Below are 24,738 nucleotides of genomic sequence, written 5' to 3'. Positions count from 1 at the left end.
TTCGTGTGTGAAAAAATGTTAACAGACTTTACGTGCGTGAGATATCTTGATACAGATTGTTAACCAGCTCTTGGATGGCCCTCCTCACGGCCGATCGGAGCCACCCCATCGCATCGCGCACCCACTGAGGAGTGCCCATGAACTTCCATCACCTGTTCGCCCCGGGAGGCGGCCGGACCGTGCGTTACGCGCTCTCCGGCGCCGGTGGCGGATTCGCCAGGACGCTCCTCGCGCAGACCCGGCGCATCCCGCGGCTGAGCCCCGCGGTCCTCTGCGACCAGGACGTGGAGCGGCTGCGCGCCATGCTCGTCGAGCTCGGCCACGACGCGGACGAGCTGCGGATCTGCGACGACGCCGCCTCCGTACGGCAGGCCCGCGAGGACGGCCGGGTCGCCCTGGTCCGCGACGGGGCCCTGCTCGTCGAGGGCGAGTGGGACATCCTCGTGGAGGCCACCGGCAGCCCCGCCGCCGGATACGCGATGGCCCGCCAGGCGCTGACCGGCGGAAGGCACGTCGCCATGGTCAGCAAGGAGGTCGACTCGGTCGCCGGGCTGCACCTCGCCGAGCTGGCAAACGCCCACGGCTGCGTCTACACCACGGCCGACGGTGACCAGCCCGCCAACCTGATCGGCCTGGTCACCTGGGCCGAATCCCTCGGCCTCGACATCGTGGCCATCGGCAAGTCCTCCGAGTACGACCTCGTCCTCGACCCCTCCACCGGCACGGTCACGCAGCTCGACACGACCGTCCCCGCCCCGGAACTGGCGGGACTCCTCGAACTCGGCGACGACCCGCGCGCCACCCTCGCCGCCCGCGCCGCGGCCGTCGCCGCCCTGCCCACCGGCGCCACCGCCGACTACTGCGAGATGGCCGTGGTAGCCACCAGCACCGGCTTCCGCCCGGACACCGAGCGGCTGCACTACCCCGTCGCCCGCATCGCCGAACTGGCCGACATCTACGCCCTGCGCGAGGACGGCGGCGTCCTGCACCGCCCCGGCGCCGTGGACGTCTTCAGCGCCCTGCGGCTGCCCGGCGAGGCGTCCTTCGCCGGCGGCGTCTTCGTCGTCGTACGCACCGGTGACCCCGTCACCTGGGAGACCCTGCGCGGCAAGGGGCACGTCGTCAGCCGCGACGGCAAGTACGCCGCCGTGTACCTGCCGTACCACCTGATGGGCGTCGAGACGCCGGTCTCCCTGCTCTCCGCCGTCCTGCACCACCGCCCCTCCGGCGGCACCGACCCCCGCTGCCACGCCGTCCTCGCAGGACGGGCCGAGAGGGACCTGCCCGCCGGGACCGTCCTTTCGATGGGCGGCCACCACCACGACGTCACCGGCGTCAAGGCGGTCCTGCTCCGCGACGAGGACACCCCCGCCGACGCCGCGCCCCTCTACCTCGCCGCCCACGCCACGCTCGCCGCGGACGTACCGGCGGGCGCGCTGCTCACCCTCGGGGACCTCGCGGACCCGGACGCCGACCTGCTCGACGCCTGGACCTCGGGCCGCGCGGCCCGGCCCTCCGGCCGCGAGGCGCCGTCCTCCGGCCACGACGCGCAGCCCTCCGCGGCCCGCCCCGTCACCGCGGCGGAGAACGGATCACCGGAGAACGGATCGCCGGAGAACGGATCGCCGGAGAACGCGTCATGAGCACCGACATCCAGCACCTGCTCCTGGGCCTCGCGGCCGTCGTCGCCCTCATCCTGCTGATCACCAAGGCCAAGCTCCACCCGTTCCTGGCCCTCGCGCTCTCCGCCATCGGCCTCGGCCTGGCGTCCGGCATCGGCCCCGGGGACACGGTCGAGCACTTCCAGGACGGCTTCGGCGACTCCCTCAAGAGCGTCGGCCCCACCATCGGCCTCGGCACCCTGCTCGGCGGCATCCTGCTCGGCTCCGGCGGAGCCGACCGGATCGCCACCGTCTTCATCGGCGCCCGCCCCGTGAAGTGGATTCCCACCGCGATCACGGCGGCGGCCCTGCTCATCGGGATGCCGCACCTGTTCGACGTGAGCTTCGTGATGCTCGTCCCGCTGGTCTACGCGGTGGCCAAGCGCACCGGCTCCCACCTGCTCTACGTCGGCCTGCCCATGGCCGCGGGCCTCTACATCTCGCACGGCCTGCTGCCGCCGCACCCCTCGCCGACGCTCGCCGTCTCCGCGTACGACGCGAGCACCGGACTCACCATCCTCTACGGGCTGATCATCGGCATCCCGATCGCCGTCCTCACCGGCCCGGTGCTCACCCGGTACGCGGCCCGCTGGTTCGGGCCCGCGCCCGACCTCGACAAGGGGCCGGTCCCCGACGCGGGAATGACCCCGGAGAACGAGCGCCGCCCGGCATCCTTCACCCTCGCGCTGATCACAGTCCTGCTGCCGCCGGTCCTCATGCTGATCGGCACCATCGGCACCTCGGCGACCCGCGAGGGCACCGCGCCCTACACCGTCTTCGAGGCGTGCGACTCCCCGGTCCTCTCGCTGCTCGCGGCCGTGCTCTTCGCGTTCTTCGCCCTCGGCCTCCGCTCCGGCTTCGGCCTCGGCCAGATACAGAAGATGGCCGCCAAGGGGCTCGGCCCGGTCGGCGGCATCGTCCTCATCCTGGGCGCGGGCGGCGGTCTCAAGGCGATGCTGACCGCCACCGGCATCGACAAGATCATCTCTGACTACGCGGTCGACTGGTCGATCCCGCCGCTGATCCTCGCCTGGCTGGTCGCCGCACTGCTGCGGATCTGCCTCGGCTCGGCGACGGTGGCGACCGCCGCCGCCACCGGCATCGTCGCCCCGCTGGTCGGCGCCTACCCGGGGCTCTCGCCCGAACTGCTGGTCCTTGCCACGGCATCGGGTGCGGTCATGCTGTCGCACGTGAACGACTCGGGCTTCTGGCTCTTCAAGGAGTACTTCCAGCTCTCGGTGCCGCAGACCTTCCGCACCTGGACGCTGATGCTCTCCCTCCAGTCCCTGCTCAGCCTCGGCGGCATCCTGCTCCTGAGCGTGTTCGTCGGGGGCTGAGTCGGGGGCTGAGCCGCGCCACCGGTGGGGGCCGGATGACGCTCACGGGCCCGCCCGCCCGGCACAATCATCGGGCCGGAGCGGGCCCGCCCGCCGACCAGAGCCGACCAGAAGGGAAGATACGACCATGGCCGAAGACGCGTCCCCGCCGCTCATCCCCGACCAGCGGCGGGAGAAGCTGCTCAAGCACCTGCGCCACGACGGCGTCCTGAGCGTGCAGCAGATCACGCAGCTTCTCGGTGTCTCCCACATGACCGTCCGCCGGGACATCGCCGAACTGGAGCGCCAGGGCCTCGTGTTCACCGTGCCCGGCGGCGTACGCATCGCGAGCCAGGTGCGCACCGAGCCCAGCCACCAGGCGAAGTCCCGCCTGGAGCAGCCGCAGAAGGACGCCATGGCGAGGCGGGCCGCGGCGCTCGTCGAGGACGGCATGACGCTCTACCTCGACGCCGGGACCACCCTCCTCGCCATGGTCCCGCACCTGATCCACCACCAGCGGCTCACCGTCGTCAGCAACGACTTCAGCACCGTCGACCGGCTGATGACCGAAGGCCCCCACCTGGAGATCATCCATGTCGGCGGCCGGGCCGAGTCCGCCAACCGCTCCACCGTCGGCCGCCTCGCTGCGGCGACCCTGCGCCAACTGGCCCTGGACATGGCCTTCATCAGCACAAGCTCCTGGGACCTGCTGCGCGGGGTCACCACCCCCTCGGACGCCAAGGTGGAGGTCAAGCGGGCCGCCCTGGAGAGCGCCCGCAGCGCCACCCTGGTCGCCGCCTCGTCCAAGTTCGGCACCTTCGGCAAGTACCGCGTCGCGCCCCTGGCCGACTTCGACACCATCATCACCGACCACGCCCTGACCGAGGCCGCCGCCGAGGGGGTACGGGACTGCGGCGCGGAACTCCATCTGGCGGGCGACTGAGCGGCTCAGGAGAGCCACGCTCGGCACCGTAGGGGCGCGGCTGGTGAAGCTACGGCCGGGGCTTCGGTCGTTTCCGCCTTGAGGTGTGCGCAGGGGGCATCCGCGGAGAGGGGCCGTCGGGCACTCGCGGGCAGCAGATCCGGCTGTGCCAGGAGAATATCGGGCATCCTGCTCGGGCGCGGGCCCGGATCCGGGACAATGGACCGACGATGACCTCCCATGACGCCGGTATACCCGGGGCTTTAGCCGCCGCCGACTACGCGCCCTTCGCCCACCTCACGGTCCCCAACGCCTCCCTCTACCGCCAGGTGATGCGGGCTTTCCTGGTCGCCAAAGAGCGGTTCGCCGTGCATCTGCGGCCCGAGGACGTGTACGCCGCCCTCGATGCGGAGAGCCGGCCCGCCGAGGTCGAGGCAGTGGTGAAGGCGTTGGACAGCCTTGTCGGCTGGGGCAATCTGCGGGCCGATCCGGATCATGCGCGGGTGACCGCGGTCGAGGACTTCTATCGCAGGCGGTTCATCTACCAGCTCACACGAGCCGGTGAGGCGGCCGAAGCGGCGCTGGGGACGTACGACGAGGTGCTGGGACGGCGCGGTGAACTCCAGGCGGTCGCGCTGCACGACATCGTCACGCAGTTGAGGGCGCTCCTGGTGATCGTCACCGAGGACGAGCCCGATCCGGCGAAAGCGTATGTCGCCCTGTCCGTGCTGACGGCAAGGTTCACCGATCTCGCTGACAATGCCCGCGCTTTCATGGGGTCGCTCCAACGCACCATCGACCTGCATGACATCGAGGTCGAGGTGTTCCTCGCGTACAAGGACCGGTTGATCCAGTACCTGGAGCGGTTCATCCAGGATCTCATCACTCTCGGCGGGCGGATCGCCCTGTTGATCGGGGAGTTGGAGGCGCAGGGGCGAGTAGATCCGCTGCTGAGGCTCGCCGCCGCTCGTGAGGCCGGCGACGCCGCTCCTGAGGAGGTCGAGCGCGCGGAGGCGGTGGCGTACGAGAAGTGGGTCGCCCGGTGGGCCGGACTCGGCCAGTGGTTCGTGTCGGCGGAGGGGCGTGAGTCGCAGGCCAGGCTGCTGCGCGGGCGGGCACTCGGATCCATCCCGCAACTTCTTTCCGTCGTGCGGCAGTTGAACGAGCGGCGGGCCGGGCGGTCCGACCGCTCCGCCGACTTCCGGGTGCTCGCTCGCTGGTTCGCGCAGGCGCCGGACGACGCCGCGCGGCACCGGCTCTGGCGGGTGGCGTTCGGTCTGCACTCCTCCCGGCACCTCACCGTCGATGCCGACACCCTCGCCGAGCGGGCGTCCTCACCGGAGCCGGCCGCGACTCCGTGGAGTGCGGCGCGACCGCTGCGGATCAGCCCCCAGTTACGTCGTACGGGCAGCTATGAGCGGCGGGGCAAGCCGCGCCGGGTGGCCGACCGGGGCGAGGCGAAGCGCCATCTCGCCGAGCTGGCCGACCGTCAGGCGGGTGAGGCCCGGCAGGCGCGGGACCGTCTTGTGACGGGCGGGCCGGTGCGGCTGTCGCGGATGGGAGAACTCGACCCCCGGGCATTCCAGCTGTTCCTGCGCCTGCTCGGCGATGCGCTCGCCACCTGGCGGCCGGGCATGACCGGCACTGTGACCACCAGCTCGGACGGCTCGATGGAGATCCGGCTCACCGCCCTCGACGATGGATCGACCGCCGAAGTGCGCACCTGCGACGGGGTATTCAGCGGGCCCGACCATCTGATCGACATCGTCGACCTCACGGCCGGGGAGGGCGTTCGCGGTGGGGACGAGGCCAAAGAGCCCGGCGGGCATGCTCCCGTCCTGGCCGAGCCGAGTCCGCCGGCACCCGGGCCTCCGCCCACACCCGCGCCCATACCCGCGTCCGCACGTGCCGCCGAGTCAGATCGAGCGCCTGCGCCCGCACAAGCGTCCCCGCCTCATCCCGTCCCCCGGCAGGCCGGTAGCCCCCTCCAGCTGTCCCCGCTCTCGTCGCCCCTCACGGAGAACCGATGACGGGCCCCCTCGCCGAAGTCCTCGACGGGCAGCGCCACGCCGACCTCCAGCGAGCCGCGCGAGCCTTGCTGAAGGACCCGCTGCTCACCGCCGACGGGCCGCACTCCGACGAATTCCGGCTGGTGCGCCGGCACGCCGCCGAACTGCGGGAGTGGTTCGAGCGCAACGTCGGCTGGCCGCTGCGCACGGATGCCGACGCCGCACGGTTGCGGAAGATCCCGGGCACCCTCACCGACGCCACGCACCCGGCCCGCGAGACCACTCGCTCCGCCCTGCCCTTCACCCGCCGCCGTTACGTACTGCTCTGCCTGACGCTGGCCGCGCTGGAGCGGGGCGAGTCGCAGGTGGCGCTCGGACGCCTCGCCGAACAGGTCGTGCTGGCCGCCGCCGACCACGAACTCGTCTCCCTCGGCATTACGTTCACCCTGGAGCGGCGCGACGAGCGCCTCGACCTCGCGGCCGTCGTACGTCTGCTGCTGCGGCTCGGTGTGCTGCGGCGGGTGGCCGGTGACGAGGAGGCCTATGTCAGCGGATCGGGGGACGTGCTGTACGACGTACGGCGGCGTGTGTTGGCCGGAATGCCGGCGTCCCTGCGGGGCCCTTCCATGGTCGAGGCCGAGGACTTCGAGGGACGCTTGACGGAGATGACGGCGCAGACCGCGCTCGACAGCGACGAGCTCAGGTTCCGCGCGATCCGCTGGAAGCTGACCCGCCGCCTGCTCGATGACCCGGTGCTCTACTACGACGACCTCACCGACGACGAACTCGTCTATCTCACCCGGCAGCGTGGCTTCATCACCGCGCGGATCAACGAATTGACCGGGCTGGTCGCCGAGGTGCGTGCCGAAGGCATCGCCATGGTCGACCCTGTGGACGACCTCACGGACGTACGCATGCCCGAACAGGGCACTCACGGGCACATCACGCTGCTGCTGGCAGGGCATCTGGCGCAGGCTCCCGGGCCCGTCGAGCCTGCGGAACTGGCCTCCCGCGTAAGGGAACTGGCCGTGGAGCACGGTGGCTTCTGGTCCAAGTCGGCGAGTGCTCCGGGGGCGGAGCCCGAACTTGTGGAGCAGGCGCTGACGAAGCTTGTGGCCCTGGGACTCGTCGAGCGCACGGAACGGGGGGTCGTACCGCGACCGGCCCTCGCCCGGTATGCGGTCGGTGAGCCCGTGATCAAGGAACCGGGATCCGGCCGTCGCCCCGCGGCCGCATCCGCGGACATGACCGTGAAGGACGAAGCGTGAAGGACGAAAGGTGGATCACGCCGTGACCGCGTTGCCCCGACCCGTGCCGGGCCGGTGGCGGCCCCTGCGTATCGGGCTCGTCGACCTGTTCCACTACGACGTCGAGGAATTCTGGTTCCGCGACGGCCGACTGCTGCTGCGCGGCAACAACGGCACCGGCAAGTCGAAGGTGCTCGCCCTCACCCTGCCGTTCCTGCTGGACGGCGACCTCTCCGCCCGCCGCGTCGAACCCGACGGCGACCCCGGCAAGCGGATGGAGTGGAATCTGCTTCTCGGCGGCGAGCACCCGCACCCGGAGCGGCTCGGCTACACCTGGATCGAGTTCGGACGGTTCGACGACACCACGGGCGAGGCACATTTCCGCACCCTGTTGTGCGGATTGAAGGCGGTCGCCGGGCGTGGCATCGCCCGCCACTGGTTCGCGGTGACGGACCAGCGCATCGGCGCCGACCTCCACCTGCTGGATGCGACCGGAACGGCGCTGTCCAGAGACCGGCTCGCGGAGGCCATCGGCCATCACGGCATGGTCCACGACACCGCGAAGACCTACCGCAGAGCAGTCGACGAAGCACTCTTCGGACTCGGGGAACGGCGTTACGGCGCCCTCGTCGACCTTCTGATCCAGCTGCGCCAGCCCCAACTGTCCAAGCGACCCAGCGAAGCTGCCCTCTCCCGCGCGCTCACCGAGGCGCTGGCGCCGATGGACCAGGCGGTCGTCGCCGACGCGGCGGAAGCGTTCAGGTCGCTGGACGAGGAGAAGGAGGAACTGCGGGCAGCCCGCGAGGCGGAGCAGGCTTCCTCCGCGTTCCTCGACCACTACCGGCGCTACGCCGGCCTCGCCTCCCGGCGCCGCGCCCGCCTGCCCCGCCGCGAACACGCCCGCTACGAACATCTCCAGCGGGAACTCCTCAAGGCCCAGGCGGACCGCGACCAAGCCGGGACGGACCGCGAGGAGGCCCGCGCGCGAGGTGCCGCGCTCGACGATCGGGCCGCGCGGCTGGCCGCACAGGAAGCCGCGTTGCGATCCGGACCCGAGATGCGCGACGCCCGCGCGCTCGACCAAGCGGCGGCCGACGCGTTCCGTACGGCCGGGGAACTGACCCGCGCCGAGACGGACCGGCAGACGGCGGCCGAGGCACACACCCGCGCGCTGGGACGTCTCGCCACGGCGGACAACCGGCTCACGGCGGCGCAGGAAGCCCTGGACGATATCCGGGCACAAGTGGCGGAGAGCGCCGCGACGGCCCGGCTCGACGTCCCCCGGACACAGGGTGCTCCTGACGCCGTCCTGCGACGGGAGGCGGAAGAAGCGACGGCGGGCAGGCGACGCGCCGTAGAACATGTGGCGGAACTCGGTACGCGGGCCGAGCGGGCCGAGGAGCAGCGCAGGGCAGCCCGCCGGCGTGCCGACGAGGCCGACGAGGAAGCCGTCCACAGCGGGGAGAGGCTGGCCGAGGCGCGGGAGGAGGTCGCCGGAGTCGGGCAGGCCCTGCTCATGGCCGTGCGGGAGCACCTCTCCGGGTGCGTGGAGCTGCGGGTGCCGGGGCTGCCGGGGATTCTCGACGCGGTGCAGGACTGGGTGAGCTCAGTGGACGGCCCGCTGCCCGCACGTACGGCGGCGGCCGAGACGCATCGCACCGCCGCCTCCCTCCTGGCCGACCGGGCGGCCGCAGTGGCCCACCGCGAGGCGGCGAGGGCGGAACGGCAGAGACTGGCCGCCGAGGAGCTGACCGTTCTCGAAAGGGGCGGGGAGCGCGGCCCCTCGACGCCGTACACGCGCACGCCCGACGTACGGAGCCGGGCTCTCGGCGCTCCGTTGTGGCGGCTCGTCGACTTCCGCCCGATCGTCACCGAGGCCGACCGCGCGGGGCTGGAAGCGGCGCTGGAGGCGTCGGGGCTCCTCGACGCCTGGGTACGGCCGGACGGCTCCGCGGTCTCGGCGGACGGCCACGACGTGCTGCTCGACCCGGTCGGGCTGCTCGGCGGAGCCGGGCTCGACCGTGCCCTGTGCCCGGCGGTGAACCCCGCGGACGTCGGGGCCGCCGCGGTGGGGGAGGAGACGGTTGCGCGTCTGCTCGCCACGATCGGGCTGATCGCAAGGGACGGCCAGCGGACCGAGGAGACCTCCCGGGAAGCAGACGGGCGCGACACCTGGGTCTGCCCCGACGGGCGTTTCCGGGTCGGAGCGCTCACCGGAAGCTGGGCCAAGAGCAGTGCCCAGTACGTGGGTGCGGGAGCACGCGAGCAGGCGCGCCGCGCCCGCATCAGCGAACTGCACGCCGAATTGGCCGCGTTGGTGCATGAACGGGATCGACTGGCCGAGGAGACCCGTGCCGTGGACGCGCGTCGTGCCGTGCTCGACGCCGAACTCGCCGCGGTGCCGGGCGACGACGACCTGCGTCACGCCCACGCGCGCGTCGTCGCCGCGGCCGACGCTGCCCACCGGGCCCGCATCCGCCAGGAGGAGTGGGCCGCGAGCCTGGCCCGGGCGGCGGAACAAGCCGACCGTACGAGGGCCGAACTCGACGAGACCGCGGATGCCCTGAACCTACCCACCGAGACGGCGGGACTCAGCTCAGTGCGCCAGGCGCTCGCCGATCACACGGCTCTCCTGGCGGCGCTGTGGCCCGCGCTGCGTGAACGCGCCGACGCCGGTCGGGCGGTTACCGGCGAGCAGCTGGAAACCCGCCGGGCCGAAGACCTCGTGTCCGAACTCGCGGGGCGCGCGACAAAGGCCGCACGGGCGGCCGCGGCGGCGGACGAACACCTCACGACACTCCGCTCCACCGTCGGAGCGGCCGTCGCCGAACTCCAGCGCCGGCTGGAAGAGACAGCCGCGGCCGCGCACGACTGCGAGCGGCAACAGCACCAGGTCCAGGCGGATTTCGGTGACGCCGACCGGCGGGCCAGTCGTGCGGAGGGGCACATCGAGCGGCTCGCCGAGGACGTCACCGACGCGACCGCCGCGCGCGAGGAGGCCGTCGCGGCACTCCAGCGGTTCGCCTCGACGGGGCTGCTCGCCGTCGCGCTGCCCGACATCGCCGTACCGGACGACGACACAGGGACATGGGCGGCCACCCCGGCGGTCGCTCTCGCCCGCGCCGTCGAGTCCCGGCTCTCCTCGGTCGACGACTCGGACGCGGCCTGGGAGCGTGTGCAGAAGCGGCTGAGCGAGGAGTTCGGCAGGCTCCAGGACGCGCTGTCGCGGCACGGCCACACCGCCACCGCCCGCCCGAGTGAGGACGGCATGCGGGTCGACATCGTCTACCAGGGCCGCGAGCGGGCCGTGCCCGAACTCGCCGAGGCTCTGGCCGTCGAGGTCGCCGAACTGACCCGCATCCTCTCCGCACGCGAGCGCGAGATCCTTCAGACACATCTGATCACCGAGGTCGCCGGGACGCTCCAGGAGCTGATCGGGGCTGCCGAACGGCAGGTGGGCGCGATGAACAGGGAACTGGAGGAGCGCCCGACCTCGACGGGCATGAAGCTGCGCCTGGTGTGGCGGGCGTCCCGCCGGGCCCCGCAGGGACTGGCACAGGCCCGCGAACGGCTGCGCCAGTCAGCCGACGCGTGGACGCCCGAGGACCGGGCCGCGGTCGGTGCGTTCCTCCAGGAGCAGATCGCCCGCAGGCAGGCCGACGAGAACGCCGGCAGCTGGTTGGAGGACCTGACCGCCGCTCTGGACTACCGGGCCTGGCACGAGTTCGGCGTAGAACGCCATCAGCACGGCAAGTGGGTACCGGCCACCGGGCCCGCCTCGGGCGGTGAACGCGTGCTGGCAGCGTCCGTGCCCCTGTTTGCCGCCGCTTCCTCCCATTACGCGAGCGCGGGCGGCGCCCATGCGCCGCGCCTGGTCACTCTGGATGAGGCGTTCGCGGGCGTCGACGACGACTCGCGCGCCAAGTGCCTGGGCTTGCTGCGCGCATTCGACCTCGACGTCGTCATGACCAGCGAACGGGAATGGGCCTGCTATCCCCAGGTGCCGGGTGTCGCCATCGCCCAGCTCTCCCGTGTCGACGACATCGCCGCCGTGCTGGTGACGAGGTGGGAGTGGGACGGCAGTGACCGACGGCGCGGTGCGGAGCCCGCCGTAGGGGTGGCTACGACGAGAGTGGCCCAACGGAGCGACGGCGGCGATGGCGGTGCCGGCGGCAACGGCGAGCAGGAGTCCCTGTGGACGTGAACCCCCCGACGACTCCGGCCGTCACCACGGACCAGGTGGCATCCGCGCCACCACCGGGCGCAGAGAGCGCGGGTGTCGACGCCGAACGTTTGGGCCGTCTGCTCGGTGACACCGGCCTGGCCTGGCTCGTCGACCGCACCCGGCAGCGGATGGCAGGCGGTCGGCCGCTGACCGGGACCGTCACCTTGTCCGCCCCCGATGAGACCCAGCGCCGCGCCGTCGAGCGCTTGCTGGGACGGGCGCCGCAAGCAGGCGTTTCCCTGAGCGTGCGACTAGAAAAAGTGGACGCGATCCTGCGCCGGTCCGGAGTCAGTCCCGGCGGACTGGCATCTGCCGTAGTGGCCCTCACCGGCCCCGTCACACCGCACGAGCAGACGCGGGACAGGGAGGAACGGGCCTGGGAGGAGGCGTATGCCCCACTCGCCACCCTCGACTCCGAGCTGGCCCACTGGGCCGAGCGGATCCGGAGGGACGGTCTTGTACGACGCCTCGCCCGCACACCGGAAGCAGCCGGCCCCCTGGTGGAGGCTGCTGTCCGTGCGCTGCGTGAGCTGCCGGTGTCGCCACCGACCTCGCGGGCGACGTTCGCGGCACGGCATCTGCCGGGAGCCCACGCCCTGGACGAGGGGACACCGCTCGCCACGCTCGTACTCTCCGGGCTGCGTTCCCTCACCGGCTTCCCCGACGGCGCCGGTGCCCAGTGGCGGCGCGAGGCATGGGCCTCGGCCGGTCTGCTCAAGGACGACCTGTCATCGACCGTCCTCACCCTCAACCTGCGCGGCCATCCAGCCCTCGACTCTATGGCCGATGCAGGTGAGCCCGTGGTCCTGACGCTTCGGTCGCTGGCCCGCCATACGCAGTGCGCCGCCGTCCCGGCGACAGGAACTGTGTACGTCTGCGAGAACCCGGGCGTCCTGGCCGCCGCCGCTGACACCTTCGGCTCGGCCTGTCCGCCCATGGTGTGCCTGCAGGGGCAGCCATCGGCTGCAGCCCTCACCTTGCTGCGCGACCTGTCCGCGCAGGGAGCTGGTTTCCTCTACCACGGTGACTTCGATTGGGGTGGTGTGCGCATTGCCACGGCACTGGGGCGGTGCGTGCCATGGCAGCCGTGGCGCTTCACGGCCGCCTGCTACCGAGCGGCGGTGGCCAGGATGGGTGAATCCCCGAAACTGACGGGCCGACCCGCGGCGACCGCGTGGGATCCAGCCCTGGCCGTGGCTCTTGCCGAGGGCGGTGTCCGGGTCGAAGAGGAGGCGGTACTGGACGACCTGCTCGCGGACCTTGAACCGAGATCCCGGTAGAGGCGTTCGCGCCCGTCGGAATGCGCGCAGACCTGAACGGCGGAAGAGTGAAGAACGTCGTCCACCGGGGGGCCGGAACCAAGGAGCGTGCGGGTCGTGGCCAAGGGAAAGAAGCTCAGCAAGGGTGACCAGGTGTCCTGGAGCAGCCACGGGCAGAGCGTTCCGGGGAAAGTGAAGAAGAAGATCACGGAACGCACCGAGGCGGCGGGACGGACCGTCGACGCCTCGAAGGACGAACCGCAGTACGAGGTCACGAGCGACAAGTCCGGCCGCGACGCCGTCCACAAGCCGGAGTCCCTGCGCAAGAGGAAGAGCGGCTCATGAACCGGGGCCACGACCCGGCCGAGTAGACCCGGCGTGTGCCGCGCGCCGCCCGTGCCGTCGTGCGCTTTCATCGGTGGGGTGACTGCGGACAAGGATCAGAAGGACGAGAAGGCCGAGAAGGCGGAGGATTCCGGCTCCCCCACCCCCCACTGGCTGTTCGGCGACCAGCTCGGCCCCCATTTCGTCGATCCGGCGCGCGGCGGCCCGCACCGTGACGCGCCGCTCCTGATGATCGAGGCCCGCAGCGTCTTCCGGCGGCGGCGCTTCCACCGGGCCAAGGCTCACCTCATCCTCTCGGCGATGCGTCACCGTGCCGCCGAACTCGGTGACCGTGTGCGGTACGTCAAGGCGGACACCTACCGGGAGGGCCTGCGCCAGGCGGTGGGGGAGGACACCCCCGTCACCGTGCACCACCCGACGTCCCACGCCGCCCGCGCCTTCGTGGACGCGCTGCCCTCCGTACGCGTACTGCCCGCACGCGGCTTTCTCGTGACGCACGACGAGTTCAAGACCTGGGCGGACGGCCGCGGCACCAAGAGCCTGCGGCAGGAGGACTTCTACCGCTGGGTCCGCCAGACGCACGACCTCCTGATGGAGGGCGACCGGCCCGTCGGCGGCAAGTGGAACCTGGACCACGACAACCGGGAGCCCCCGCCCAAAGACGCCACCGACCTGGGCGTTCCGGCGCCCTACCACCCCCGCGAAAGCGACATCGACGCCGAGGTCCGCGCCGACCTCGACCGCTGGGCGCGTGACGGGGACGTCGAGTTCGTCGGCGAGGACGGGCCTCGTCAGTTCCCCGCCACGCGCCGCGAGGCACTCGCCGCGCTCAAGCGCTTCGTCGAACACCGGCTCGCCACGTTCGGGGCGTACGAGGACGCGGTCCTGGCCAAGGACAAGACGATGAGCCACAGCCTGCTCTCCTCGTCGCTCAACCTCGGCCTGCTCGACCCCGCCGAATGCGTCGAACGGGCCGAGGCGCGCTGGCGGTCGGGCGACGTGCCGCTCAACAGCGCTGAGGGTTTCGTCCGGCAGATCGCCGGCTGGCGCGAGTTCGTATGGCACGTCTACTGGTACTTCGGCACCGAGTACCGCACGAGCAACACCCTGCGCCATCGTGCGCAACTGCCCGACTGGTTCACGGAGTTGTCGCCGGACGGCACCGACGCGAACTGTCTGACCCACGTCCTGGAGCAGGTCCGCGGGACGGGCTGGACGCATCACATTCCGCGCCTGATGATCCTGGGCAGCTTCGCCCTGCAACGCGGGTGGGAGCCCGGGGCCGTCACCGACTGGTTCCACCGCAGCTTCGTCGACGGCTACGACTGGGTCATGGTGCCGAACGTGGTGGGCATGTCGCAGTACGCGGACGGGGGCCGCATGACCACCAAGCCGTACACGTCGGGCGGCGCCTACATCGACCGGATGAGCGATCTCTGCAAGCCCTGCCGGTACAAGCCGTCCGTACGGGTCGGCGAGGACGCCTGCCCCTTCACCGCCGGGTACTGGAATCTGCTGCACCGCCACCGCGACCGGTTCGAGCACAATGCTCGGATGTCGCAGGCCGTGCGGGGACTCGACCGCCTCCGCGATCTGGATGAACTGCTCGAGCAGGAGCGTGCCCGCCGGGACTGACGGCAGGACGAGAAGACCCGGGAGAGGATCAGCACGTGGGCAAGGCGGCGGAGGAGCCCGAGCAGCAACCGCTCTTCGGGTGGGCGGACACCGAGCCGGGGCACACCCCGCAGCCGGGGCACACCCCTCAGCAGGCGTTCCGCGACAGCCCGCAGGCGCGCAGAATGCTCGACGTGCGCGAGGTCTACGCCGAGCCCGCCGCCCTCGACTCACCGCGCGGCCAGCAGATCATGGCCCGGCTGCCGGACGCCCGCGTGACCGAGGTCCCCAGTCACTGGAACATCCCCGCCCTGCACGGCAACGACGGCAACATCGCCCGGTGGGTCCGCATCAAGACCGAGACGCTCGTCCTCGGCGTCAAGCACACGCTCGCCACCCGCCCCAACGGCAGATCGGCCGACTGGATCGCGCCCGGCCCCTCCAATGGCTGCGCCATGGCCTGCGCCTACTGCTACGTCCCGCGCCGCAAGGGCTTCGCCAACCCCATCACGCTGTTCACCAACATCGAGGCGATCGTGGCCCACGTCCGGCGCCACGTACGGACCCACGGCCCCAAGCCGGAACCCAACCAGTGCGATCCGCGGGCCTGGGTCTATGACATCGGCGAGAACGGCGACTGCTCCGTCGACGCTCTGGTCTGCGACAACACGGCCGATCTCATCGCGGCGTTCCGCGGCCTCCCGACGGCGAAGGCCTCCTTCGCGACCAAGTTCGTCAACCCCGATCTGCTCGCGCTCGACCCGCAGGGGCGTACCCGGGTGCGTTTCTCCGTCATGCCGCCCGACGACGCCCGCCTCCTCGACATCCGCACCAGCCCGGTCGACGAGCGGATCGCCGCGGCCGCCGATTTCCTCGACGCGGGATACGAGGTCCACTTCAACCTCTCGCCCGTCGTCCTGCGCCCGGGCTGGCAGCGGGACTGGGCCGACCTGCTCACCCACCTCGACGACGTCCTGCCCGCGCGCGTGAAGGCGCAGGCGGCGGCCGAGGTCATCATGCTGACCCACAACCAGGCACTGCACGAGGTCAACCTGGGCTGGCACCCGCGCGCCGAAGACGTGCTGTGGCAGCCGGAGGCCCAGGAGACCAAGCGCTCGCAGAACGGCGCCCTCAACGTGCGCTACTCCCTGGAGATCAAGCAGCAGTCCCTGGCCCGCATCCAGCAGATCCTCGCGGCACACGCGCCGTGGCTGCGGGTCCGGTACGCGTTCTGAGCCCGCAGCCACGGAGAGCCCGGAGCACGGACGCTCCCGGTCACGGCCGCTCCCGGTCACGGCGGCGCGCACGGGGAACGGCGTGCGGGACAGCGCCCGGCACCCCGGGCACCACCGTGTTGGTCAGTGTGCCGATTCCCTCGGCCGTGAGGGTGACCGTGTCTCCGGGCCGCAGCGGGGGCGGGGACTGCTCGCCCCGTACGCCCCACAGTTCCGCAAGGCAGCCGCCGTTGCCGCAGGTGCCCGAGCCGAGGACGTCGCCGGGGCGGACGGCCGTGCCGCGGGAGGCGTACGCGGTCATCTCCTCGAAGGTCCAGCTCATGTTGGACAGGAGGTCCTTGCCGATCACCCTGCCGTTGACCTCGGCCGTCAGGGCCAGGCGCAGGAAGCCCTCCGCGTCGCGGTACCGCTCCAGCTCGTCGGCCGTGACGAGGCAGGGGCCCAGCGTCGACGCGGCGTCCTTGCCCTTGCACGGGCCGAGGCCGACCTTCATCTCCGCGGACTGGAGATCGCGGGCGGACCAGTCGTTGAAGACGGTGTAGCCGACGATGTGGTCGCGGGCCTGCGCCGGGGTGAGGTCGCGGCCCTCGCGGCCGATGACCGCCGCGATCTCCAGTTCGTAGTCCAGGACGGTCGAGCCGGGAGGCATCGGGATGTCGTCGTGCGGCCCGAAGACCGCGTGGGGGTTGGTGAAGTAGAAGGTCGGCGCCGCGTACCACTGCTCGGGCACCCCGCTCGCGCCGTCCACGGAGCGGCGCACACCCTCGACGTGCTCCTCGAAGGTGACGAAGTCCCGGATGGAGGAGGGCCGGAGCGGCGGGAGCAGCCGTACCCGGGATACGTGCGGCCCCGGACGTGCCTCCAGCGCGGCGGCGCCCGCGTCGAGCAGGGCCGGCAGACCGGCCGTGGCGTTGATCAGCCCGGTCAGGGTGAGCGAGTCCGCGCCGGGCACGGGGTGGAGGGTGCCGGACTCGTCGATCACCCCGACGCGGGCGGCGGCGCCCTGGTGTTCGTACGTGGCGAAACGCATGCCGGATATCGCCTCTCAGACCGGCGGGGCGACGAACACGCCCCGGTCGGGGTCGTTGAACGACTCTTCGGCGATGAGTTCGTTCATCGGGTTGGCGGTGCCCCACTGGTCGGTGACCTCGGGCTCGGAGAAGTCGTAGACGTGCGGGTGCCAGGTGTCCTCGTCCAGCTCTTCGAGCTCCGTCGTGTACTCGACGGTGTTGCCGTGCGGGTCCAGGAAGTACGTGAAGGTGTTGTCGCCCGCCATGTGCCGGCCGGGGCCCCAGATCTTCCGGAATCCGGCGCGCATGACCCGGCCCGAGCCGCGCATGTACTCGTCGATGCCGCGCATCTCGAAGGAGACGTGGTGCAGGGCGGTGTGCGGGCCCTGCGCGATGGCCATGGAGTGGTGCTGGTTGCTGATCCGCATGAAGTGCATGACCTCGCCCATGCGGGGCGAGCTCAGGGTGTCGGAGAGGGCGAAGCCGAGGTGGCGTTCGTACCACTCCCTGGTCCGGTTCAGGTCGGGGGAGTTGAGGACCACGTGCGACAGCTTGACCGGGATCGACTCCTTCGCCTCGATCCTGCGGTGCCGCCGGACCCCGACGTCCGCGGAGACCTCGATGGTGCGGCCGTCGACGTCGAAGAAGCGGAAGCCGTAGCCCCCTCCGGGGGTGTCGACCGTGCCGGGCCGCGTGATCAACTGCACGTCACCGGCCAGTAGTTCCTCGGCGAGCGTGTCGACGTCCGCCCTGCTCGCCGCGCCGTACGACACGAGGTCGAGCCGCTTCTCGTCGGCCTTGCGCAGGCGCACGACGTACTGCTCGGGCGATCCCTCCGCCGCCAGGAAGGAGATGCCGGAGTCCTCGGCGACCTTGGCCAGGCCCCAGACGCCGGAGTAGAAGTCGAGCTGCTTGTCGTAGTCGGGGACGGCGAGGTCGACGTGCCTGAGGTGGGTGAGCAGGCGCATGGTGTCAGTCCGTTCGCTGGAGTCGCAGGAGGGCGGCGGCATTGGCGCCGCGTACCGCGTCGAATTCGGGATCGGTCAGGCGCGCGGTGCGCAACGCGCCGACCGGGTCGTCGGCCCCCATGTCGAAGGGGAAGTCCGAGCCGAGGAGCACCCGGTCCGCACCGGCAGTCCGGATCAACTCCCCGAGTACGTAGGGGTCGTGGACCAGTGAGTCGAAGTAGATCCGCTTGAGGTAGCTGCTGGGCGGGTGGGCGCAGGATGTGCTCGCGTCGGCGCGGGTCGACCAGGCGTGGTCGGAGCGGCCGATGTGCGTGGGCAGATAGCCGCCTCCGTGCGCGGCCACCAGACGTAGCCGCGGGTGGCGGTCGAGGACACCGGAGAAGATGAGGTGGGAGAGTGCGACGGCGTTCTCGGCGGGCTGCCCGACGGTGTTGGACAGGTACCAGCGGTCGAGGCGCTCGTCGAGCGTGCAGCCGAAGGGATGCAGGAAGAGGAGGGCGCCTGTCTCCGCGGCCCGCGCCCAGAGCGGTTCGTAGGCAGGATCGGACAGTTCGCGCCCCGGAGCGTGACTGGACATCTCCACCCCCAACAGTCCCTGGCACAAGGCGTGTTCGAGAGCATCGACCGCCTGCTCCGGATGCTGGAGCGGCACGAGGCCGAGGCCCTTGAGGCGGTCGGGAGCGGCCGAACAGTGCGCCGCCGTTGCCTCGTTGGCCAGTCGGTACACCTTCTCGGCCGTGTCTTCGCCGGCCCAGTAGTGGTAGTGCGAAGGAGACGGGCTGATCAGTTGTACGTCGACACCCATGGCGTCCATCGCGGCAAGGCGCACGGAGGCGTCGGTGAGCCGGGGGATGCGCTCGCGCACCATGGGACCGCTGACGGCGAGGGCTGCGGGGCCGTTGCGCCGGGCGTCCAGGGCTTTCGCCTCCGCGTGGCCGGGCAGCCCCGCCACGAGCGCCTCGATTTCGGGGAGCAGGACATGGGCGTGCACGTCCACGGTGGGAATCACGGCGGAAGTCACGGTGGCGGTGGCCGGGCGGCTCACGGGCGCTCCTTGAGCAGGGCCATCGTGCGGCCCATCAGGCCCGGCACGTCGGCGTCGCGTACCCCGTCGAGCTGCCACCGGCCTATCTGCACGGAGGCCTCCACGACGGGCCGCACCCGCCGGACGCGTCGCTCGTAGTAAGCCTGGAGCAGGGCGTCGTCCCACTCCGCGGCCTTCTCCGTGCCGGTCAGGAGCTCGGAGAGGACGAGTGCGTCCTCCAGTGAGAGCGCCGCACCCTGCGCGAGGGTGGGCGGGCAGCAGTGGGCCGCGTCGCCCGCCAGGACCACCCGTCCGCGGTGCCAGGAACCCTCCACCAGCATGCGGTCGAACCACGTGTAGTTGACCTTCGCCGGGTCCGTGATGTGCGCGGTGATCTCCGGCCAGAAGCCGCCGTAATGCCGCGCGAGGGACCGCATTTCGTCGGCGTACGACTCGACGGGTATCGAGGCGCGGTCCCGGGCGGCCTCGACGAGGAACGCGTAGAGCGTGGCGTCGCCGGTGGGGCAGTAGCCCGCGATGTAGGCCCGGCCGCCGTAGGCCAGGTCCGCCCGGACGACGCCTTCGGGGCGCGGCGCCGCGATGCGCCAGATGGCCATGCCGGTGGGCTCGGGCCCGGCGGCGATGCCGATCGCGGCGCGGGTGGCCGAGCCGACGCCGTCTGCGGCGATCACCAGGTCGTAGCGGCCGGTCGTGCCGTCGCTGAACCCCGCCGTCACGCCTTCGGGGTCCTGGTCCAGGGACGTCGCGCGGGTGCCCAGGCGCACGGTGGCCCCCGATGCGCGGACGGCGTCGACGAGGATCTGCTGGAGCCGCGGGCGCTGGATGCCGACGGTCGCGGGCAGGTCGTCGCCGCCGGTGCGGACGTCCTCGGCGACGTGCAGGACCGTGCCGTCGGGTGCGGTGATGCCGACCGCTCCGAAGCCGTGCCCGGAGTCCCGCACCTGCTCCCACACGCCGAGTTCACGCAGGACGCGCAGCGCGTTGCCCTGGAGGGTGATGCCCGATCCCGCGGTGGCGTTCCAGTCGTCCTTGGCCTCGATCAGGTCCACGGCGATGCCTGCCCGGCGCAGCAGGATCGTGGCCGCGTTGCCCGCGGCGCCGCCGCCGATGACGAGAACCGAACGGGGGTTTGTGGTCATTGAGGGAAACTCCTTGCTCCGCTTGCCTGCTGCTTGACCGCGGCAGGATCACTTGACCGCGACGGGATTCACTTGACGGCGACCGGGTTCACTTGACGGCGATCGGGTTGACCGGGGAGCCGACGGCGCCGGTGACGGGCAGGGGAGCGGCCGTCAGCCAGAACTCGTACACGCCGTCGGTCGCACAGTCGGCGGCCAGCGCGTCCAGGTCCCACATCTCGCCGACGATCAGCCCCATGTTGGGGATGACGACCTGGTGGAGCGGCTGGAAGGCGTGCTCGAACTCGTTCGGGCGGACCTCGAAGCCCCAGGTGTCGGTGGCGATCGCGGCGATCTCCGTACGGTGCAGCCACCCCGCGGTGGTGAAGGACAGGCCCGGCGCGGGACCGCCCGCGTAGTCGCCCCAGCCCTCGCGCCGGGCCCGGCTCAGCTGTCCGGTACGCACGACGACGAGGTCACCGCGGCCGACCGTCACGCCGTGCGCCTCGGCGGCCAGGGCCAGATGCTCCTCGGTGACGGCGAAGGCGTCGGGCAACTCGCCTCCCTCGCCCACCACGCGGCCCACGTCGAGCAGGACGCCGCGCCCGGCGATGTGCGGGGCCATGTGCTCGACCCCGGTGACCAGGTCGCCTTCGGAGGTCACGACCTGCTCGGCGGGCCGGCCGTTCCAGGCCTTGCCGTGGTCGAAGATGTGCCCGAGCCCGTCCCACTGCGTGGAGCACTGCAACGGCATGGCTATGACGTCGTCCGCGCCGCCCAGACCGTGCGGGAAGCCCTGGTTGCCGAGCGCCGCGTCGGTCCCGGTGTCCAGCATGGTGTGCACCGGGTTGGTGCGGCGCCGCCAGCCCTTCTGCGGTCCCTCCATGTCGAACCGCTGCGACAGCGAGAAGCTGGCGCCTCTGCGCACGAGCGCGGCACCTTCGCGGCGCTTGGCCTCGCCGAGGAAGTTGAGGGTGCCCAGCACGTCGTCCGCGCCCCAGCGGCCCCAGTTCGAATACGCCTCGGCGGCGCGTGCGATGGAGGCTTCCGGGTCGGTGCGGTCCAAGTCGGTGCGGTCCGGGGCAGGGCGGTCCGGGTCGGTGCGGTCCGGCTGAGGTGTCACGGCGTCTCCTCCGCCACACATCGGGTGCGCTGGGCACCGAGGCCGGTGACAGAGCCGTCCATGACGTCGCCGTCGCGCAGCAGGCGGCCCCAGTGCATGCCGTTACCGGCCGGGGAACCCGTCAACACCAGGTCACCGGGCAGGAGTCGGGCCGTCTGCGAGGCGTAGGAGACCATGCGTGCGACGTCGAAGATCATGTCCTTGGTGGAATCGTCCTGCATGGTCTCGCCGTTGAGCTTCAGGGTGATCCGCAGATCGCGGGGCTCGGCAATCGACGAGGCGGGCACGATCCACGGGCCGAGCGGGGTGAATCCGGGCGCGTTCTTGCTGCGCAGCCAGTCGGTGCCGATCTGCGGCATGTCCCCGCGGAACACGGCGGCCCGGTCGGTGAGATCGTTGGCGATCGTGTATCCGGCGACGTACTCCAGCGCCTCGCTCACCGGCACCCGATGGGCGGCCTTGCCGATGACCGCAGCCAACTCCAGTTCCCAGTCCGGTTGTCCGGCCCACGCGGGCAGGACCACATCGTCGTACGGACCCGTGATCGCGCTCGGCAGCCCGATGAACACGTACGGCAGGTCATCGGCCGCCCGCCGGTCCATCAGCGCGGCGGCCTCCTCGCGCCGCTCCTCGTCGGATCGCTCGTCCGCCGGAGCGCGGTGTGCGACGTGCAGGTCGATGACGTGCTTGCGGTAGTTGGCGCCGGACTGGAAGACCTGCCGCGGTTCGACCGGCGCGTGCACGCGGAACTCCGCGAGCGGCCGACGTGGGGCGCCGCCTTCGGCGGCAAGCGCACGCAGCCGGGGCAGGAACTCCTCCCAGCGGTCGAGGAGTCCGCGCGTGGTCAGCGCGGGCTCGCCGAAAGCCGCGCGCACGTCGATCGCCTCTCCGTCGGGAGTGACGAGGGCGGGGAACTCCGCGGGGACCGACTGATCCGGGGCGGCGAGGGCGCCGGGAGCGGAGAGGGCGCCGGGAGCGGAGAGGGCGGAGAGGGTGCCGAGGGCGAAAGGCCCGGCGAATGGCGCGGATGCGGGTTCGGCTTTCACGAACGAGTCCTCCTGATTGCGGTGAGACCAATCTGGACCCGGCGCCATGGATCAGGGAAATCGATTCTGTGGATACTCGGAATCCACCGCGTTTATGGTGGCTGGACAGCCATGCCACAGACACCGGGAACCGCCATGAATCTGGCCCGCCTCGACCTCAACCTCGTCGTCGCGCTGCGTGCCCTGCTCGAAGAGCGCAACGTGACCCGCGCCGGGGAGCGGGTCGGGCTCAGCCAGCCCGCCATGAGCGCGGCCCTGGCCAGGCTGCGCCGTCACTTCGACGACGACCTGCTCGCCAGGAACGGCGGCCACTACTCATTGACGGCGCTCGGCCAGGTCCTCCTCGACCGCACCTCCACCGTCTACGACCTCCTGGACCGCCTCTTCAGCAGCCAGGCCACCTTCGATCCGGCCCACGAACAGCGGGAGTTCAGGCTCCTCGCGTCCGACTACGCCGTCGCCGTCTTCGGCGCCGAACTCGCCCGTACGGTGCACGAATCGGCCCCCGGCATCCGCCTGCGGTTCACCCAGACCCCGACCACCGTGGTCGACGACACGGGCGTACTGCTCAGCGCCGCCGACGGGCTGCTCATGCCGCACGGCATCGTCAGCGACTTCCCCGCCACCGACCTCTACGAGGACCGGTGGGTCTTCCTCGTCGCCGACGACCACCCCGACGTCGGCGACCGTCTCACCCGCGACGACCTGGCCCGGCTGCCCTGGGTGACCTACCAGCGCACCTACGACGCCCCCGCCGTACGGCAATTGGGCATGCTCGGCATCGAGCCCCGCGCGGAGGTCTCCGTGGACAGCTTCCAGACGCTGCCGCTCCTGGTCGCCGGAACGCGCCGGATCGCCCTGGTCCAGGAGCGGCTCGCCCGGCTGCTCGCACCGGTCACCCCGGTGCGGGTCATCGAACCGCCGTACGAGGCGGTTCCGCTGCGGGAGGCCCTGTGGTGGCATCCGGTGCACACGCACGACGCGGCGCACATCTGGCTGCGCGAGACGGCGGCCGAGGTCGGCGCCCGGATCGCGGCGGCATGAGGCATCGCGCTCCCTGCGTGCAGGCAGGAGCCGCATCACCGACGAGGCGGCTCCCGCCAGAGCCCTTCGCGGTGGGAAATCCCGCATCTCACCCCGGAAGGGCCTACGCGAGGAAGCGACGAGGGGAGCCCAGTTCCTCGCGCTCCGGCCGGCCGTCGCCGCCCGGTGCGCGGCGGCCGCCGTCAACCAGCCGCTCCGATCGCGCAGTCACGACGCTACTCCGCCGCCGTTCCACCGTCCGGGCGCGCGCGTAGTTGGTGCGAAGCGTTGCACCCTGTGCGGTTTTTGCCTCACCGGACGGGCAGTGCTTTCAGCTGGTCGGCGCGGGCGTCGGCGATGCGGGCCGCCAGGCGCCGGATCTCGACGCTGCCCGCCGAGCGGGCGGCGGAGCGCGAGACGCGTCGCGAGTGGCCGAGGTGGTCGCGGAGCTCCTTGAGGACGAAGCGGTCGAAGGCGGCGCCGGAGAGCCGGCGGCCGCGGGCGAGATCGCTCTTTGTCACCATGCCGGGCATGTCGTGTCCCTCGTGCACATTGGTGTCGGGCAGGCCCATGCGGTGCAACAGCGTGCGCAGCGAGCCGAGTTCGGAGCGGTGCGCCTTGGCGAGGCTCTTCGCCCAGGTCGCCACGTCCGGTGAGGAGCCGTGGTCGGCGGCGAGTTCGAGTACGTCCTCTGCCTGATCGTCCATAGGGATCAGCAGCTGTATCCAGCCGGTGTCGGTGGCGGTGGCTCCGGGGAGGGAGGGGCTTACCGACACCGGCGGCGTGGACGAGGCGGTGGGTGCGGAGGAGGCGGACGGCTCCGAGCAGCCCGTCAGCAGCAGGGCGAGGGTGAAGGCGAGTGCGGGAGCGAGGCGCAGGGCGGTTGCCGGCTTCATGAGGGCTTCCGGTGGGCGGGCCCGTGCCCGGCCGGAGGGGAGTCCGGCCGGGCACGGGGTGCGAGGGGTCGCAAGTGCGGGGTGGGGTGCGCGGGTCAGGAGGGACGCCCGTCGGCGCCGCACTTGATGATGGGGTTGATGCAGTCGCGCACCCGGCGCTTCATCTCGTCCTCGGGCCATACGTTGATGAAGTCGCCGTGCATCGTGTACCCCGCCCCCGAGGCGAGCCGGAGGTCGGCGGGGTTGCCGTTGACGGGGTAGCGCAGGACCTGGCGGAGCTTGGGCACCGGAACCGGGTGGGTGCCGGGGCAGGCGCCGTTCACCGGGTAGGACATGTGGCTCTTGTGGTCCGCGGAGTCGAGGTCCTTGCCGTTCCAGCACTGCGGGAAGTCGAGGTAGGACTCCAGCATCGATCCCGCCGGGCAGTTGACGAAGTCGTGCGAGGAGCCGACCTCGCCGTGGTGCAGGCAGGACCAGCGGGAGATGGTGTTGTCGTTCGGCCCCGTGGCCTTGGCGTTGCCCGCCACGATGCGCAGGCCTCGGGGGATGGGCTGCGTCTTGGCGATGATGTCGTCCCTGACCCCCTCGCCCAGGTAGTAGAAGGTGGTGCCGGTCGGCTCGACCGGGGTGTTGCCCTTGTACAGGGTCGGCACCCAGTAGGCGGAGAGATCGGTGT

The 24,738-nt window shown here is 71.5% G+C and carries 18 protein-coding genes and 1 pseudogene; 11 read left to right on the top strand and 8 right to left on the bottom strand.

Going from position 1 to position 24,738, the window contains the following annotated elements; genetic code table 11:
* Positions 1–137 precede the first annotated feature (137 nt).
* The 10 genes and pseudogenes from ACQKIP_RS06120 to ACQKIP_RS06075 all read left to right on the top strand — a co-directional run.
* Positions 138–1,517 (top strand): annotated as a pseudogene (locus tag ACQKIP_RS06120) (homoserine dehydrogenase); the annotation flags it as partial.
* A gap of 122 nt (positions 1,518–1,639) precedes the next feature.
* A complete protein-coding gene (locus tag ACQKIP_RS06115; protein ID WP_365858358.1) occupies positions 1,640–2,998 on the top strand; it encodes a gluconate:H+ symporter in 1,359 nt (452 codons plus the stop codon).
* A 127-nt stretch (positions 2,999–3,125) separates the two neighbouring features.
* On the top strand, positions 3,126–3,920 hold the full coding sequence (locus ACQKIP_RS06110; protein ID WP_365858360.1) for a DeoR/GlpR family DNA-binding transcription regulator: 795 nt from the start codon (positions 3,126–3,128) through the stop codon (positions 3,918–3,920).
* Positions 3,921–4,129: 209 nt separating this feature from the next.
* Complete coding sequence (locus tag ACQKIP_RS06105) at positions 4,130–5,929, top strand: TIGR02677 family protein (protein WP_365858362.1); 1,800 nt, start codon at positions 4,130–4,132, stop codon at positions 5,927–5,929.
* The gene (locus ACQKIP_RS06100; protein WP_365858364.1) at positions 5,926–7,176 is read left to right on the top strand and encodes a TIGR02678 family protein; all 1,251 of its coding nucleotides are present in this window, start codon (positions 5,926–5,928) and stop codon (positions 7,174–7,176) included. Before ACQKIP_RS06105 ends, ACQKIP_RS06100 begins: the two co-directional genes overlap by 4 nt.
* A 22-nt stretch (positions 7,177–7,198) precedes the next feature.
* On the top strand, positions 7,199–11,359 hold the full coding sequence (locus ACQKIP_RS06095) for a TIGR02680 family protein (RefSeq protein ID WP_365858366.1): 4,161 nt from the start codon (positions 7,199–7,201) through the stop codon (positions 11,357–11,359).
* On the top strand, positions 11,350–12,660 hold the full coding sequence (locus tag ACQKIP_RS06090; protein WP_365858368.1) for a TIGR02679 family protein: 1,311 nt from the start codon (positions 11,350–11,352) through the stop codon (positions 12,658–12,660). Before ACQKIP_RS06095 ends, ACQKIP_RS06090 begins: the two co-directional genes overlap by 10 nt.
* 96 nt (positions 12,661–12,756) lie before the next feature.
* A complete protein-coding gene (locus tag ACQKIP_RS06085) occupies positions 12,757–12,984 on the top strand; it encodes a DUF2945 domain-containing protein (protein ID WP_365858370.1) in 228 nt (75 codons plus the stop codon).
* Between the two features lie 153 nt (positions 12,985–13,137).
* Positions 13,138–14,619 (top strand): cryptochrome/photolyase family protein, encoded by a 1,482-nt coding sequence (locus ACQKIP_RS06080; protein ID WP_365858729.1) that lies wholly within the window; start codon positions 13,138–13,140, stop codon positions 14,617–14,619.
* 35 nt (positions 14,620–14,654) lie between these two features.
* Complete coding sequence (locus ACQKIP_RS06075) at positions 14,655–15,833, top strand: spore photoproduct lyase family protein (RefSeq protein WP_365858372.1); 1,179 nt, start codon at positions 14,655–14,657, stop codon at positions 15,831–15,833.
* Between the two features lie 40 nt (positions 15,834–15,873).
* On the opposite strand, the gene ACQKIP_RS06070 is transcribed toward ACQKIP_RS06075, so the two are convergent.
* The 6 genes from ACQKIP_RS06070 to ACQKIP_RS06045 form a co-directional block, all read right to left on the bottom strand.
* Positions 15,874–16,863 (bottom strand): fumarylacetoacetate hydrolase family protein, encoded by a 990-nt coding sequence (locus ACQKIP_RS06070; RefSeq protein WP_365858374.1) that lies wholly within the window; start codon positions 16,861–16,863, stop codon positions 15,874–15,876.
* Positions 16,864–16,878: 15 nt separating this feature from the next.
* Complete coding sequence (locus ACQKIP_RS06065; RefSeq protein WP_365858376.1) at positions 16,879–17,811, bottom strand: VOC family protein; 933 nt, start codon at positions 17,809–17,811, stop codon at positions 16,879–16,881.
* 4 nt (positions 17,812–17,815) lie between these two features.
* Positions 17,816–18,856 carry an amidohydrolase family protein gene (locus tag ACQKIP_RS06060; RefSeq protein ID WP_365858378.1) on the bottom strand — a complete coding sequence of 347 codons (1,041 nt, stop codon included), beginning with the start codon at positions 18,854–18,856 and terminating at the stop codon, positions 17,816–17,818.
* A complete protein-coding gene (locus ACQKIP_RS06055) occupies positions 18,853–19,995 on the bottom strand; it encodes an FAD-dependent monooxygenase (RefSeq protein ID WP_365858380.1) in 1,143 nt (380 codons plus the stop codon). Before ACQKIP_RS06055 ends, ACQKIP_RS06060 begins: the two co-directional genes overlap by 4 nt.
* An 88-nt stretch (positions 19,996–20,083) precedes the next feature.
* Positions 20,084–21,040 carry a cyclase family protein gene (locus tag ACQKIP_RS06050; protein WP_365858731.1) on the bottom strand — a complete coding sequence of 319 codons (957 nt, stop codon included), beginning with the start codon at positions 21,038–21,040 and terminating at the stop codon, positions 20,084–20,086.
* 53 nt (positions 21,041–21,093) lie between these two features.
* Positions 21,094–22,143, bottom strand: coding sequence for a fumarylacetoacetate hydrolase family protein (locus tag ACQKIP_RS06045; RefSeq protein WP_365858382.1), 1,050 nt, complete (start codon positions 22,141–22,143; stop codon positions 21,094–21,096).
* Positions 22,144–22,278: 135 nt separating this feature from the next.
* On the opposite strand from ACQKIP_RS06045, the gene ACQKIP_RS06040 reads away from it, so the two are divergent.
* Entirely contained in the window at positions 22,279–23,187 is a 909-nt protein-coding gene (locus tag ACQKIP_RS06040) for a LysR family transcriptional regulator (protein WP_365858733.1), read from the top strand.
* A 290-nt stretch (positions 23,188–23,477) separates the two neighbouring features.
* Here the strand turns inward: ACQKIP_RS06040 and ACQKIP_RS06035 are convergent, their stop codons facing one another.
* Together ACQKIP_RS06035 and ACQKIP_RS06030 are read right to left on the bottom strand one after the other, a co-directional pair.
* Positions 23,478–24,062 (bottom strand): DUF305 domain-containing protein, encoded by a 585-nt coding sequence (locus tag ACQKIP_RS06035; RefSeq protein WP_365858384.1) that lies wholly within the window; start codon positions 24,060–24,062, stop codon positions 23,478–23,480.
* Between the two features lie 95 nt (positions 24,063–24,157).
* Positions 24,158–24,738 (bottom strand): DUF1996 domain-containing protein (locus tag ACQKIP_RS06030; RefSeq protein ID WP_427742291.1); only part of this gene is annotated, 581 nt, incomplete at its 5' end.

This window comes from Streptomyces sp. NPDC059900, from assembly GCF_050270335.1.
Classification (GTDB): Bacteria; Actinomycetota; Actinomycetes; order Streptomycetales; family Streptomycetaceae; genus Streptomyces.
Note: the sequence above shows the minus strand (reverse complement) of the source record. Positions and strands in the feature narration are given on the sequence as shown.